13 protein-coding genes and 1 pseudogene are annotated in these 14,902 nt (G+C 68.7%); 12 read left to right on the forward strand and 2 right to left on the reverse strand.

What is annotated here, in order from left to right; genetic code table 11:
• The first annotated feature begins 51 nt into the window (after window positions 1–51).
• A complete protein-coding gene (locus O9271_RS11565; protein ID WP_298269729.1) occupies window positions 52–2,439 on the forward strand; it encodes a DNA polymerase domain-containing protein in 2,388 nt (795 codons plus the stop codon).
• Here the strand turns inward: O9271_RS11565 and O9271_RS11570 are convergent.
• The gene (locus O9271_RS11570; RefSeq protein WP_298269731.1) at window positions 2,430–3,731 is read right to left on the reverse strand and encodes a DUF1343 domain-containing protein; all 1,302 of its coding nucleotides are present in this window, start codon (window positions 3,729–3,731) and stop codon (window positions 2,430–2,432) included. The two genes, O9271_RS11565 and O9271_RS11570, sit on opposite strands and share 10 nt — an antisense overlap.
• Before the next feature lie 24 nt (window positions 3,732–3,755).
• Window positions 3,756–4,316: a hypothetical protein gene (locus O9271_RS11575; protein ID WP_298269732.1), complete on the reverse strand. Its 561-nt coding sequence runs from the start codon at window positions 4,314–4,316 to the stop codon at window positions 3,756–3,758.
• Window positions 4,317–4,492: 176 nt separating this feature from the next.
• On the opposite strand from O9271_RS11575, the gene O9271_RS11580 reads away from it, so the two are divergent.
• From O9271_RS11580 to O9271_RS11630, 11 genes and pseudogenes are all read left to right on the forward strand, one after another.
• Window positions 4,493–5,335 carry a DUF1028 domain-containing protein gene (locus O9271_RS11580; RefSeq protein WP_298269733.1) on the forward strand — a complete coding sequence of 281 codons (843 nt, stop codon included), beginning with the start codon at window positions 4,493–4,495 and terminating at the stop codon, window positions 5,333–5,335.
• Complete coding sequence (locus O9271_RS11585) at window positions 5,332–5,949, forward strand: YbhB/YbcL family Raf kinase inhibitor-like protein (protein WP_298269734.1); 618 nt, start codon at window positions 5,332–5,334, stop codon at window positions 5,947–5,949. Before O9271_RS11580 ends, O9271_RS11585 begins: the two co-directional genes overlap by 4 nt.
• Before the next feature lie 156 nt (window positions 5,950–6,105).
• A pseudogene (locus O9271_RS11590) lies at window positions 6,106–6,300 on the forward strand (fumarylacetoacetate hydrolase family protein); the annotation flags it as partial.
• A gap of 136 nt (window positions 6,301–6,436) precedes the next feature.
• Window positions 6,437–6,988: an RNA polymerase sigma-70 factor gene (locus O9271_RS11595; protein ID WP_298269736.1), complete on the forward strand. Its 552-nt coding sequence runs from the start codon at window positions 6,437–6,439 to the stop codon at window positions 6,986–6,988.
• 65 nt (window positions 6,989–7,053) lie between these two features.
• Window positions 7,054–8,061 (forward strand): FecR domain-containing protein, encoded by a 1,008-nt coding sequence (locus tag O9271_RS11600; protein WP_298269738.1) that lies wholly within the window; start codon window positions 7,054–7,056, stop codon window positions 8,059–8,061.
• 2 nt (window positions 8,062–8,063) lie between these two features.
• Window positions 8,064–10,796, forward strand: a complete 2,733-nt coding sequence (locus tag O9271_RS11605) for a TonB-dependent receptor (protein ID WP_298269740.1) — start codon at window positions 8,064–8,066, stop codon at window positions 10,794–10,796.
• A gap of 40 nt (window positions 10,797–10,836) precedes the next feature.
• Window positions 10,837–11,664 (forward strand): DUF4249 domain-containing protein, encoded by an 828-nt coding sequence (locus tag O9271_RS11610; RefSeq protein WP_298269742.1) that lies wholly within the window; start codon window positions 10,837–10,839, stop codon window positions 11,662–11,664.
• A gap of 410 nt (window positions 11,665–12,074) precedes the next feature.
• Window positions 12,075–12,455 (forward strand): type II toxin-antitoxin system RelE/ParE family toxin, encoded by a 381-nt coding sequence (locus O9271_RS11615; RefSeq protein WP_298269744.1) that lies wholly within the window; start codon window positions 12,075–12,077, stop codon window positions 12,453–12,455.
• A complete protein-coding gene (locus O9271_RS11620; protein WP_298269746.1) occupies window positions 12,439–12,762 on the forward strand; it encodes a DNA-binding transcriptional regulator in 324 nt (107 codons plus the stop codon). The genes O9271_RS11615 and O9271_RS11620 overlap by 17 nt, the downstream gene beginning before the upstream one ends.
• Window positions 12,763–13,023: 261 nt before the next feature.
• A complete protein-coding gene (locus O9271_RS11625) occupies window positions 13,024–14,448 on the forward strand; it encodes a site-specific integrase (RefSeq protein ID WP_298269748.1) in 1,425 nt (474 codons plus the stop codon).
• Window positions 14,449–14,481: 33 nt separating this feature from the next.
• On the forward strand, window positions 14,482–14,730 hold the full coding sequence (locus tag O9271_RS11630; RefSeq protein WP_298269749.1) for a hypothetical protein: 249 nt from the start codon (window positions 14,482–14,484) through the stop codon (window positions 14,728–14,730).
• The last annotated feature ends 172 nt before the right edge of the window (window positions 14,731–14,902 follow it).

Below are 14,902 nucleotides of genomic sequence, written 5' to 3' on the forward strand. Positions count from 1 at the left end.
CTCCTGACGGCCAGCGACTGGTTGTGGGGGTGGGATCCGACACCGGGCATCGTGTCGGTGTGGGCCAGCGGCGATGGACAGGTCACCGTGTGGCGTCGTGACGGCGACGGGCTGCTGTGCACGGAAACGGTGCCATTCCGCCCGTGGCTCCTGCTTGCGTCGCTCGACGCGCTGCGGGCGTCGGGGGGCTCGCATGCGGTGCGCCGCCTCGACGCCCCACCCGTACCGGGAGACGGACTCGCTGCCTGCGAACTGCAGGGGCCGGGCGCGCTGCGATGGCTCGTTTCGCACGATTCGTGGTCGGAGCTCGAACGGGTCGTTTGTCGCGGGGCCGCGCGCGGACTGGGGCGCCGCTGTACGCATCTGTCGCAGCTGCCGCGCGAGATGCGCCATGTGCTGCCGGCCGAGGAGCAGTATCTCGTGGCCAGCGGTCGTACGTACTTCCGGGGGCTGACGTTCGCGCAGCTGCGGCGCTTGCAGTTCGACCTCGAAACCACCGGGCTCGATGCGCGCACCGATCGCATCTTTCTCATCGCCCTGGGTGCCCCCGACGGCACGGTCGAGCTGCTGGAGGCGGAAGGCGAGGGCGATACCGCGGAAGCGGCGCTCATCGGCCGCTTCGTGCAGCGCGTTCGCGCGCTCGATCCCGACGTCATCGAGAACCACAACCTGCACGGATTCGATCTCCCGTTCCTGCGACAGCGCGCGCGACGGCTGGGGGTGCCGCTCTCGATGGGGCGTCTCGCGCACACCGATCTGGTGGAGCGCGCGGCCATGCGCGGCGTGGTTGCCGACGATGAGCGGCTGACCGGCGGCGGTGACCGTCGGGTACGGTATATCGTGCCCGGACGGGAATGCATCGACACGCTCGATGCGGTGCGCCGCTACGACTTTGCCGTGCGCGAGCTGCCAAGCTACGGCCTCAAGGCTGTGGCACAGCACTTTCGGGTTGCGGCCCCTGCCCGGGAACGCATTCGCGGCGATCGCATCCATGCCGTGTACCAGCGCGATCCCGCCCGCGTGCGACGTTACGCGAGCGCCGACGTCACCGAGGTCGCCGCCCTGTCCCGCCTCCTGGGGGGCGCCGCCTTCGCGCTCGCCGGCATGGCGCCACGTCGCTACGAACGGCTGGCCGACGCCGGACCGGCCACCGGCGTCATCGATCCGCTGCTCGTGCGTGCCTACCTGCGCGCGGGGCAGGCACTCCCCGCCTACGCGACCGGGGACGATACCGTGCACAGCGGCGCCGCCCTCCATCTCTTCACGGTTGGAGCGCTGCACCGGGTCGTGAAGGTGGATGTGGCCAGCCTCTACCCGTCACTCATGCGCGCCTATCGCATCGGCCCTGCGCGCGATCATCTGCAGGCACTGCTCACGCTCGTGGACGGGCTGGTGGAGCAGCGTCTGGCGGCCAAGGCGCGTGCCAAGGCCGCGGCGCCGCACTCCGACGAGCGATTCACCTACGAGGCGGTGTCGGCTGCCATGAAGCTGGTGGTCAATTCGGCCTACGGCTATCTCGCCGCCAGCGACGGACTCACCCGCTTTGCCGATGTGCATGCGGCCAACGACGTCACGCGGCAGGGACGGGAGACGCTGCGCCTCATGTGCCAGGCGCTGGCCCAGCGCGGGGTGGAACTCATCGAGGCCGACACCGACGGCGTGTACTTCGCCGTGCCCGACACGTGGAGCGAGGCCGACGAGCAGCGGGTGGTGGCCGAAGTCGCTGCCCTCCTGCCACCGCTCGTGCAGCTCGAGCTGGAAGGACGATATGCGGCGATGCTGTCGCACGAAGCCAAGAACTACGCGCTGCTGACCTCCGACGGGCGGTTGCTGCTCAAGGGCGTGGCGTTTCGTTCGAGTCGCGCCGAGCCGTTCGGGGAGGAGTTCCTGCGCGTGGCCATCGCCCGCCTGCTGGCCCACGATGTGCCCGGCGTGCGCGCCGCCTATCTGGAGACACGCGACGCCCTCCACACACGCCGGCTGCCGACGCTTGCCGTGGCGGCGCGGGTGCAACTGCGCAAGTCGCCCGAGATGTACGAACGGACGCGCCACTCGCGACGGGAGTTTGCCTATGAAGCCGTGTGGCAGTGCCGAGGCGGCACATGGCGTGCCGGTGATCGCGTGCGCGTCTATCGGGCCGCCGGTGGGAGGGGACGGGTCATCGACGAACTCGACGGCGAAGCGTATGTGGATGATGATCCGCGCGACTACGACGCGGTGTACTACGCGTCGTTGCTGCGGCGCACCTTCGCGACCCGCCTGGCGCGTGCCTTCCGCCCGCCCGACTTCGAACGGCTCTTTGCCGATGCGGAGCAGTTGCCGCTCTTCGCGCCAGCCCTCGAGGAGATCCGACCTGTCGCGACGCGTGACCCCGCCGCGTGGCGTCTGCTCGACGAGGCGGCGGGTGGCGCACGCGCAGCGGCGGACGGTCAGCGATAGAGCAGATACGGCTTCACGCTCGCCTCGAACTTCATGGCGTCGGCGTTCCACTGCCGGAGCAGCAGTTCGATGGTGCCGTCGTCGACGGCCTTCGTGAGCGCATCCGTGCCGGCGAGGCGGTCGATGCCGCGGACGCGTGTGGGCGCATTCACCGTGGGTTCGCGCCACGCGAACTCCGTGGGGTGCGCCGCCCGGAAGGCCCGCAGCAGCCGCACGCCAACTTCGACCGGACGCACGGCGTTGCGGTCGGTCACCACCACCTTGATCATGGGGATCGTCTTGCCGGCGAACTTGTACCCCGGGGCGATGGTGCGCGTGGCCGTGTCGAATCGCACCCCCCCCAGCTTGAGGGCGTTGAGGCGCCCGGCGAGCGCCACGTGGTCCGTGAGGTAGTCGGCGCCGATGAGCTGGAACGGTGCGTCGGTGCCGCGCCCCTCCGTAGCATTCGTGCCCTCGAAGAACACGGTGCCTGGATACAGCAGTTCGGCGTCGGGCGTGCGCAGGTTGGGTGAAGGGTTCACCCGTGGTAGCCCCGTTTCGTCGAACCACATGGCCCGACGGTAGTGCTTCATGGGCACCACGGTCACCGTGGCGGTGAGCGCCCTGGTGCCCACGAGAAAGCGCATGAGCTCTCCCACGGTGAGTCCGTAGCGCAGGGCCACCGCGTGCTGGCCCACGAGGGAGCGGAAGCGCAGGTCGAGGATGTTGCCTTCGAACCGGTCGGCGCGAATGGGGTTGGGACGGTCGAGCACGATGATCGGCTTCCCCGCTGCCGCCGCGGTCAGCGCCAGCGTCCACGGGTACGTGTACACGCGGGCGCCCACGTCCTGAATGTCGTACACCAGCACATCCACCTCGTCGAGCATCTCCGGGGTGGGCGTCTCCACGGTGCCATACAGCGAATAGACCTTCACGCCCGTCTTGCCGTCCACGCTGTTCGCAATCTTTTCGCCGGCGCGCGCAGCGCCCCGAATGCCATGCTCGGGGCCGAAGAGGGCGGTGAGCGAAACGCCCGGCGCCTTGAAGAGCAGGTCGATGCTGCTTGTGCCCTGTCGATCACGCCCGGAGTGATTCGTGATCAGCCCCACCCGCTTGCCGCGCACCAGGTGCAGCGAATCCGACAGCAGCACCTCGATGCCGGGAATCACGCCGCCGCGCGTTTGCGCTGCGAGGGGACGTGTTGCAGGCGCGAGGGGAAGGAGCACCAGCGCCGCGCAGGCGGCGGCAATGCCGCGTACGTGGCGCGCCAGACAGGGGCGGGTCATGTCGAGCCGGGACAGGGTGGAAACCATCGTCCCGGGTAAACTACTGGTGTTTCACCTCGGCGGCGGCCGCATGCGCTGCATCATCTTGTCGTGCATGGCCGCCATGCCGCGGTTCACCAGCTCCGTGACCTCTGCCGCGTGTGCCTGCAGCAGCGCCACGCTCGTGCTGTCGGTCGAGGTCTCGGTCACGATCACCCCCGTGCGGGTGTGCTCCACGACACGCGTGACGGTCGCGCCCCGCGCGAGCAGCTGACGCAGCGTGGGTGAGGCTGGCGGTACGTTGAGATCCTGCGACTTGGCCATCAGCACGCCGGTGGTGGCCACGTGCGCCTGCAGCTGCGCCACCATGCTCGAGTCGTCCGACTCCGTCACCGTGCGCACGCCGTTGGGCAGGACCGTCACGGTGCGCCGCAACTTCTGATGGTTGGTCATGAGGTCGTGCACGATGGGCATCACCGCGGCCGCGGTGGAATCCCCCATCATCCCGCGGCCTCGGCCGCGCCCCATCATGCCGCCCCCCTGCGCCGCCATGGTCGTGGGAAGCGAACTCAGCAGCAGGACACCCGCCAACAGCATGGCGGACGTGTGGATCGATCGGTATGGATAGCGCATGACTCCTCCGGGCGTTTCGTGAACTGTCGCCCACGCCGGGCGCACAAACCATCAGCCGGAGGAGGTCGTGCTGTGGTGCATTCCCCGACACAACCGCGCGATCGGCAACAGGTGCCGTACCCAGCCGCGGGCGGCCGTCGTTGACGAACCCGGGCGCAGGCTGCCTCTTATGCCGCATGCGATTCCTCACCCGATTCCTCGTAGCCCTGACCTGTCTGCTGCTGCCCCGCGCGGCGCATGCCACCTGGTCGGTCATCGCCGTGGACATGGCCACCGGCCGCGTCGTCATTGCCTCGGCCACCTGCGTGGACCGTGACGATGCCTTTCTCATGGGCATTCAGGCCGTCGTCGTGCCCGGCAAGGGGGTAGCGGCCTGCCAGGCCGGCGTCGACGGCACCCATGCCAACCAGATGCTCGTGTATCGCGAGTTGCAGAAAGGCACCGACCCGGCGCGCATCATCGAGATGCTGTCGGCCGATCCCGCCTTTCAGTCGCGACAGTTCGGCATTGTGGACCTCACGGGGCGTACCGCCGGACACTCCGGTCTGTCCAACGGCTACGTCACACAGGACATCCAGGGACAGGTGCCCGGCACGCAGATCTACTACTCCATCCAGGGCAACATCCTGCGCACCGGTGACGTGATCCCCAATGCGGTCCGTGCGTTCGTGCACACGCAGGGCGCGCTCACGGACCGGGTGATGGCGGCGCTGGAGACGGCCGACCGGTTCGGCGGGGACAGCCGCTGCGTGTGCCCTCCGTTGCCGGCGGACGGCAGCAAACCCGCCATCGCCTGCGAGGGGCGCACGTCGTACATCGCCTACATCCTCATGGCCAACCGCACCGACAGCAGCGGCGACTCGCACAGCAACGGCACGTACGCGCTCTACCTCACGGTGGCGCAGCCCAATCAACCGGGCCCCAACGCCATCAAGCCGGGGGAGAATCTCAACCCCGTGAAGACGCTGCGCACCCGCTACGACGCGTGGCGTCGCGGCCAGCCGGCGTCATACAAGTGAGCCGCCCCCTCTTCCGGGTCCGGCTGGCGACAGTCGCGCTGCGGGCGTGCTGCGCGATGAGCATGCTGGCACTCGCGGTGCCGGTGCACACGGCCACCGCGCAATCGCGCGTCCCCTTGCGGGTACTCACGCTCACCACGCCGGCCTTCCCCGACGGGGGCAGCATCCCCGCGCGCCACGCCCAGCCCGGACGCGATGTCTCGCCTGCGCTCACGTGGAGCGGCGCACCCGACTCCACCCGCAGCTTCGTGCTGCTGGTGCACGATGCCGATGCGGCGCAGGGTGACGGCACCGACGACACGCTGCACTGGCTCGTGTGGAACATTCCCGGCACGGCAACGGGGTTGCCCGAGGGGGTGCCAAGCGGGGCGCAGCTGGCCGACGGGACGCGACAGATCAGCGTGAGCGGTCCGTACTATCGTGGCCCGGCGGCCGCCGCCACCGGCCCGGCGCACCATTACGTGTTCGAGCTGTACGCACTCGACACGATGCTCAACATCCAACCTACGGCCATGTCTGCCGCGGCCACCCGTGAGGCGGTCATGCGCGCCATGGCGGGGCGCGTGCGTGCCAAGGGCGTGCTCGTGGGGCTCTATCGCCGTCCAGTGCCCTGATCGCCGACGTTCCGTCGCGTTCACTCGCGTTCACTTTCCTCACGACGGTGGTGTCGGCATGACGCCGGTCAGGCTCGGTTCTGGACCACACCGTCTGCGGAGCGGTCCACGGGGCGCCACCACCAGACGCATCCGGGCCGGCGTTCTGCCGCGGCCAATCCGGAGCGCCTCGCCACGCGGCCTACCGCCATCGTGGTCGACGGCAACGGCGTGGTGCTCCCACCCGACGCCAGGAACCGGTACGACGAGGGGGAGATGGTGATCGTCATGGGCACGCTGCCGAGCCACGTGCCCAGGGAGCGAGCGGAGGCGTACGTGTGGCGCGTGACACCACCGGCAACGACGTGGTGAACGTGAGGCGGGAGACCGGGGCCCCTCGCGGAATCCGGTGGTGCAGCGGGCGCAGCGCGCCGCTCCCGCCCGTTGACGTGCAACCTTGGCCGCGTCTAGCTTGCCCGCGTGCCGTTCCCCCAGGATCTGCAGCCGCGTGCGTGAGCTGCCCAACAACTGCGTTCAGCGCGTCCGTGCTGGTGACCTCGAGGCGTTTGAGTCGCTCTTTCGCGCCATGCATGCGCCGTTGCTGGCGTTCGGCGCTCGATATGTCGGCGACACGGCCCGCGCCGAGGAGCTGGTGCAGGACGTGTTCCTGGCGCTGTGGGAGCGGCGCGCCGAATGGGTCGTCACCGGCAGTGTGCCCTCCTACCTGTTCGCGGCAGTTCGCAGCCGCGCACTCAACGTGCGTCGGCGCGACGCGGTCGAGCAGCGATGGGCCGATGACGAGGCGCACGACAGCGTGCGGGCCCTGCATCCCCCCCCGCAGCGGGCCGATACCGCACTCGAGGCACGCGAGGCGCGGACGCGAGTCGACGCGGCCATGGCCGCCCTGCCGCCCCGCCTCGCCCAGGTCATGGTGATGCGCTGGCACGGGGGATTGAGCTATGCCGAGATCGCGCGCATCCTCGGCATCTCGGTCAAGGGAGTGGAGAATCAGCTGGGGCGGGGCCTCAAGGCCCTGCGGGCGGCGCTCGACGACGGGTAGTTGGCGCGCTGGTTGTGGGGGTTTTGGCGAGGGAGGTGTCTACTCCCCAACCTCAACCCCACGTCATGACCAACGACGCAGAGTTTGACCCACTGCTTCTTGACCGGTATCTGGCCGGCGATCTGTCGCCGGCAGACCGGGCCAGGGTGGAAGCGTGGCTGAACGCACATCCCCGCGACGCGCAGCTGCTGCGCGAGGCGCCGCGGGCATCCCTCGGCGCCGCGCAGGCCATCGACACCGACGCCGCGTGGCGTGCGCTTTCCGCACGGCTGCAGGCGCCCGCGCAGGACGACCTTGCCGCCCGACGTGCCCGCCTGACCGGTAGTGCCAGCCGTCGAAGCGTGGCGCCGTGGGTGCGCCGTGTCGCGGCCGTGGCCGCTACCCTGTTCCTCATGATCGGTGGCGTGGCCACGTGGCAGGCGACCCGCGGTGGTTCCATCACGGCGCCCATCGGGCGCGACGTCTCGGCGCAGCTGCCGGACGGCTCCCGCGTGACGCTCGCCGCCGGCAGCCGGTTGCGCTGGGGGGGGAGTTTCGGCCGCGGTGCGCGCGACGTCGCCCTGGAGGGCGAGGGATACTTCGATGTCGTGCATGACGATACGCGCCCGTTCCGCGTGCGGACACGCAACGCGGTGGCGGAGGACGTGGGCACGCGCTTCGTGGTGCGGGCGTGGCCCGAACTGCCGGCGGTGGATGTTGCGGTCGAAGAGGGGATCGTCGCGCTCATGGATACCCTGCGGCCGCGCGTGGAGCGGGCGACCCTGCTCCACGCCGGACAGCGCGGACGGCTCCTCGCGTCCGGTGTGCAGGTCACGTCCGACGTCGCGTCGGCATTGGCCTGGATGCGCGGCGAGTTGGTGTTCGACGAAAGCCCGCTGTCCGAGGTGTTGCCCGCCATCGGACGGCGGTACGACGTGACCATCGCGGCGGATCCGGCGCTTGCGCAGCGGCGCCTCACGGCGCGCTTTGCGGCGCAGTCGTTGGACGAAGTGCTCGCCGCGTTGCGTCTGGCGCTTGGCGTCCGGATCACGACCAGCGGGCGGACCGTATCCCTCACGCCGGCGGCACCGTGACCATGCTCGGTATCTTGCGCAGTATCCTCCTCTCCTGCTCGGCGGCGTCCCTGCTGGCGGCCCAGCCGCGCCCGGTGCCCGGGACCCCCGACCTTCCGCCGGGCTATCGTCGCCTTGCCGACGTGACGGACCTCAAGGGCCCGCTGGCGAAGGCCATCACCCTCGACCTCGCCCAGGTCCCGCTCAAGGACATCCTGCGGCAGATCGCCACGCAGGCCGGCCTGTCGTACGCGGCGGATCCGGCGCAGCGCGGCATGGAGGTGCGACGGACGTTCAAGGTCAACGCCATTCCGGCGCATCGCGCCATCGCCATGCTGCTGGAGGGCACCACGTTCGAGGCGCTCGTGAGCCCCTCCGGTCAGCTCACGGTGACCGCACGGGGGACCGGGCCGGACACGCGCACGCCGCAGTCGCCGCGGGTGCGCATGAGCGGCTATGTGCGCAGCGCCGCGTCGGGCGAAGTGCTGCGCCGGGCTCGGGTCTCGGTCGACGACGAGGCGGTCCGTGGCGAGAGCAACGATGATGGCTTCTACTCGCTGCTCCTTACGCGGGGGACACACCGGGTGATCGTGCGCGCACTCGGGTACGCGCCGTTCGACACCACCGTCACGCTCACCGACGACGTCACCCGCACCGTCCTGCTGCAGCGGCGCGACGTCCAGCTGGCGGCCGTCACGGTGCAGGCCAGTCGCGCCAGTGAGGATCGACCGGACCTCGACCCGCGTACCCCCGACATGAGTGTCGTGCGCCTCGATCTTCCGGCCGTCAAGCTGCTGCCGCCGGTGCTTGGCGAGTCCGACCCCATTCGCAGCCTCACGCTGCTCCCCGGGGTTTCGCTCTCCAGCGATGCCTCCACCGCCTTCAGCGTACGCGGAGGTGCTGCCGACCAGAATCTCTTCCTGCTCGACGAGGCCACGGTCTACAACCCGAGTCACGTGCTCGGCTTCCTCAGCACCTTCAATGCCGATGCGATCGACAACGTCACGTTGTACAAGGGCGCCATCCCGGCGCGCTTTGGTGGCCGCCTGTCGTCCGTGATCGATGTGCGTCAGCGCGAGGGGAACGCGAACGAGTTCAACGGCTCCGCGTCGATCGGCTTGCTGGCCGGCCGCGGTCTGGTGGAGGGGCCGCTGCCGAAGAAGGTCGGGTCGTACATGATCGCGGCGCGACGGTCGTGGGCTGACCTGTTCACCGGGCTTGCCAGCGATTCGGGCGTCCAGAACACCACCGCGTTCTTCTACGACGTCAACGCCAAGGCGAACGTGCGTCTGGGGGCCACCGGGGCCTTGCTGCTCTCGGGGTATCTCGGTCGCGACCGGGTTGCCGGCATCGGCGATCTGGGTGCCGGTTGGGGGAACCGGGCGCTCACGCTGCGCTGGAACCAGGCCCTGCGCAGCAATCTCTTTTCCAAGGTCACGGCATCGTGGGGCGATTACGACTACCGGCTCGACATTCTCACGGGAACGAGTGACAACGTCCGGTGGAACTCGCGTATCGGCAGCCTGAACGTGCGCGTCGACGAGGCGTGGTATCTCTCGCCGACCAACACCATCGAGTTCGGTGCTGAACTCACGAGCCAGCGCATCAACCCGGGTGATCTCGTGCCGGTTGGTACGGGGAACGCATTCAATGCGCGCCGAATCCAGCGCCGCAACACCCTCATGCCGGCCGCGTGGCTGGGGCAGGAGCTGGGTATCGGACCGCGTGTCTCGGTACGCTACGGGCTGCGGGTGGCCGGGTACGAGCGCCGTGGTCCGGCCACCGTGTACTCGTACGTCAACGACTCGCCCGTCGTCTACTCGGCGGCGCTCGGGCGCTATGAACCCGGCGTCGTGCGCGACAGCACCCAATTCGGCGCCGGGGCGCGACTCGCTTCGAGCGCGGGCCTCGAGCCCCGCATCTCGGGGCGCGTCATGCTCAACGCGTCGTCGAGTGTGAAGGCGAGCTATGCGAGGACCCAGCAGTTCCTGTTGCTGGTGTCCAACACCAACTCAATCAGCCCGCTCGACGTGTGGGAGCCGGCCGGGCAGTGGGTCAGACCCCTGCTGGCCGACCAGTATGCGGTGGGCTACAGTGCGACGCGCGGCACCGTGGAACTGTCGATCGAGGGTTTCTACAAGCAGGCGCGCAACGTCGTGGACTTCATCGACGGGGCGGACGTGCTGCTCAACCCACGCATCGAGACGCAGATGGTGCAGGGCCAGGGGCGGGCCTACGGCCTCGAACTGCTCGCCCGCCGGTCGCAGGGCCCGGTCACGGGATGGGTCAGCTACACCCTCGGGCGGTCGGAGCAGCGCTTCACCCTGCCGGGGAATCGCGGTGGTGGCATCAACGACGGCCGCTGGTATCCGAGTCCATTCGACAAGACGCACAACCTGAACGTCGTGGCGCTGCGGCCGCTCGGGGAGAAGTGGACCCTCGGCAGCACGTTCACGCTGGCCACCGGACTGCCGGCCACGTTTCCCACGTCACGCTACCAGGTTGACGGGCTGCTGGTGACCGAGTACGGCGCCCGCAACGCGGGACGCCTCCCCCTCTACCACCGTCTCGACCTCTCGGCAACACGCAAGGGCAGGCGCGGCGAGTGGCAGTTCGGCCTGCTGAATGCCTACAACCGATTCAACGCCCAGGCACTCCGGTTCCGCCAGCGCGAGGGTCAACCCCTCGTCACGGAAGCGGTCCAGACCTCGATCTTCGGCATCGTCCCGAGCATTGCCTACACCTTCACTTTCTGAGCGCCTCATGCCAAATCGCGGCGTACTACCGATGTTGCTCATGTCCACGCTCGCGCTGGTCGGCTGCGAACGGGTAGTGAACGTGAGCGGCCTGGAATACCAGCCGCGCCTCGTCGTGGAGGCGCGCCTGGAGCGTGAGCGGAGTGCCACCGCAGCGGACCAGGTCATCCAGCTCAGTATCACCCAAAATGTGTTCGCCACGGCGTCACCCACGCCGGCCCGCGGGGCGCGGGTCCGTGTGCTGGACGATGCCAACCGGCCCACACTCTTCGTGGAGTCGCTGCGGGACCCCGGGACGTATCGTGCGGCGGCGATGGCCTTGCCGGTGGGTCGCGCGCTCACGCTCGAGATCGAATGGGACGGCGACCTGTACCGCGCCACGGAAGTCATGCAGCCCGGCGTCGCCATGGACTCGCTGTTCTTCAGGGCGGAGTTCGACGAAGTGGACACGGGGCGGAACTGGCGGGCCACGATCGCGGTGCAGGATCCCGGATCCCAGCGGAACTTCTACCTGTGGGACCAGTGGATCGACGGGCGGCGACTGGTCTCGCCCGACAGTGAAGAGTTCTCGCGGGTCGTGCAGTCGGACGAGCGATTCAACGGCTCGAGGATTCGCCAGTTTCAACCGTACTCCGACTGGCTGGTCCGGTCCGGCCAGCTCGTGCGGGTGCGGCAGCTGTCAATCTCCGAGCAGGCGTTTCGCTTCTATACCGCGCTGTCGGCGCAGGTGGGCAACAACGGGTCGCCCTTCGGCGTGCCGGTCAGCAGCGTCCGCGGGAATGTGGCCAACACCACGAATCCCTCGAAACGGGCAGTGGGATACTTCATCGCCGGGGAGTACACGGAACTGGAGCGCCGGGTGCCGTAGGGCGCGGGGGGTCCGCCTCCGCGCGTTGGCGGCGGTCATGCCGACACGCACGGCGCGAACGGGGTCCCTTCGGACGAAGGCCTCCATGGGTACCGATGCAAGCAAGCCCCCGCAGCGACCGAAGTCGTTGCGGGGCGTCTTGCTGTCTCAGTCGGGGCGACTGGATTTGCACCAGCGACCTCCTGCTCCCGAAGCCGGAGCGCGGCGATGGCGACCGCGACAATCGCGACAGCACAGAGGGGAAATCGCGACAACCGCGACACCCACAATGGGGTCTTGGCGGGCATTCTGGGAAAGTATCTGGGAATGCCCCTGGGGGCGCCGGTCAGGCCCCTGCAATCTCGCGGACGTGACGCCCGGGAACCCCGCCCCGTCTTGTGGGGTGTAGCACTGGGTGCTACAGTATACGCATGGCCAGTGCTCCCCGCCCGTCCCGCGTCTTCAAGACCGCCTGGTTCGCCAAGGCGGCCCGGAAGGCGACCATCGGGGACGACGAACTGTGCCGCGCCGTGAAGCAGGCAAAGGCCGGTCAGTGCGACGACCTCGGCGGCGGGGTGTACAAGAAACGGGTGAGCCGGAATCTCTACCGGAGCATCGTGCTGGCGAAGGGTGGCCGGCACTGGGTGCTGACCTACCTGTTCGCCAAGAAGGACCGCGCCAACATCGATGCGGCGGAGCTCGCGACCTTCCGGGAGCTCGCCAAAGGGTATGAGAAGCTGACGGCCGCGCAGCTCAGCGCGCTGCTCACGTCCAAGGACCTCGAGGAGATCTGCCATGGCGACCAAGCCTAAGTACAAGAGCGACGCCTTCGAGGCGATTCATTCCGCGGCCTCTGCGCTCCATCGAGCGGGTGCCATCGGCAAGACCACCATGCGCCAGTTCGACGACGCGGCGCTGAGTGCCCCCGAGCCCCTCGCCCCAGTGCAGATCAAGAAGATCCGGGAGCAGGCCAAGGTGAGTCAGGCCGTGTTCGCGCGCCGGCTCAACACCAGCGCCAGCACCGTGGAGAAGTGGGAGACGGGGGCCAAGAAGCCGAGCGGGGTGGCGCTCAAGATGCTCGCGGTCGTGAGGAAGCACGGATTGGCGGTGCTGGACTAGCACTTTTCGCGGGATGCCAACAGAAAAAAACCCCGCAGCGACCGAAGTCGTTGCGGGGCTTCTGTCTCTCTCAGTCGGGGCGACTGGATTTGAACCAGCGACCTCCTGCTCCCGAAGCAGGTGGGTTGCAAGAAATGGCCGTTGGGCGCATCTTGGGGCTGTGCGCGCTCCAGAGGAGAAATGCCGCTGTGACCCGCTGAGAGCCGCAACCGTTCCCGGCAATTCCTGCCATTCTATGTGACCCGTTTGTGTACGGTAACCATGCCGAAGATTGCGCGACAGGCCATTAGCAAGCGGGTGCTTGACGCCGCGAAGCTCCAAGCCGCCCGGGAAGGGCGCCGTGTGCGCCTCTGGGACGTTGAGCCCAAGGGGTTAGGGGCGCGGGTGCATCCGACCGGTACGGTCACGTGGTTCGTCCGGTATGCCCGCCCGGAGGGCGGGGAGAAGCGGTGGCAGACGTACAGCCTTACCGCCAGCACCGACCGTACCGACGAACGCGTTGACGAAGCCTCTACGCTGGACCATGTGCGCAAAGCGGCCAAGGCGGCGCTCTCGCGGATCGAACGGGGGCGCGACCCCCTCGCAGAGCGTGGCGCGTGGCGCACCGCCAAGAGCGTGTCCGACCTATTCCCGCTCTGGATTGCGGCGCCTTCGCCCCGTGGCGTAGCCAAGAAGGAGAGCACCACGGGTGAGTATGAGCGGCTATGGGAAGCCGAGATTCAGCCCCGGCTCGGTAGCAAGACTGTTGCATCGGTCACGCCGCTCGACGTGCGCCAGGTGATTGCCGAGGTGCGGGCCACACCTGGGGAGCGCACCGGGAAGCCGCGCGTGGTGCTGGCAAACCGTGTCGCCGCGCGACTGCGCGCGTTCTTCAACTGGTGCGAACTGGAGGGGCATCGCCCAAAGCACTCCAACCCGGTGAACACCAAGGAGGACGTAAAGCCGGAGCCGCAGCAGAAACGCGCGCTGACCGTCGCACAGTGGCATGCCCTCTACGGAGCCCTTGCCACGGCAGAGACGACAGGGTTGCCGGTGGCGCCCGCTTTGAAGGGCAAGGAGCGCGGGAAGCCCAAGACGCCGCGCGCGTCCCGTGCAAAGCCGAACGCGCGCGCCTACGTGCTCAAGCAGCCGCGTGGTGCGCGCGGGTCGTATGCCCGTGAAGCCACGGAGGTGATCCGACCGGCCAGCCCGGTGGCCGTGGCGGCACTGCGCTTTCTGCTGCTCAGTGGCTGGCGAGAATCGGAGGTGCTCACGCTCCGGTGGGAGCACATCGACTTCACGACGGGCCAAGCCACGATAGACACCAAGACCGGCGAGCGGGTGATGGAACTCGATACGGTCCACATGCTGCCGCTGCTCAAGGGGCTACCGTGGCGACAGGACACCGGCCCGGTATTCCCGGGTCGGAAGGCGGGGAAGCCGCTCAAGGAGATTCGACACCTGTGGTATGCCGTGCGTCACGCCGCAGGGGTAGGGCATGCCCGGTTGCATGACCTTCGGCATACCGTCGCGTCTATCGCGCTGTCCAGCGGCAACACCCTAGAGGAAGTGGGCGCGCTGCTGGGGCACCAGGACCCAGCGAGCACGCGCCGGTACGCGAAGCTGTACAGCAACACGGTGCGCCAAGCGCAGGACCGGACGCTGTCGGCGCTGCTCGGTACCCCCGTGCAGCCGCCGCAGTCGTGACCGGTAGGGAGTCGCCCGTGCTACGTTCCGTGGATGTCGATGGCTGACCGGTTCCTGACTCGCGCCCAAGCAGCGGCACGGCTCGGCATTGCCCCCAAGACGCTGGCGAACCTGCACAGCACCGGGGGTGATGCCCCGCCCGTGGTGTACGTCGGGCCCGGATCGCCGCGCTATTCGGAGCGGGCGCTGCTGGCGTGGCTCGCTGGGCGCACAGTGGCCAACAGTACGGAAGCCGACGCTCTAGGGTTGACGCGTCGGGGACGCCGCCAGCGAGGCGGATAGATCCCACTGCGGGCGCGTCGGCGAGTAGGGGACTGCGCGCGCTGGCGGGGGGCTTCGCTGCGACCCACCCCCGTAGCCCTTCGGACCCCCCGGGGGCTTCGGTCGTTACCTCCCGACCCCACGTATTCCGCCGTACCGAGCGTTCACCAGACCGCAGTAGAGTCCAGAGTAC

This window comes from Gemmatimonas sp. (genome assembly GCF_027531815.1).
Classification (GTDB): Bacteria; Gemmatimonadota; Gemmatimonadetes; order Gemmatimonadales; family Gemmatimonadaceae; genus Gemmatimonas.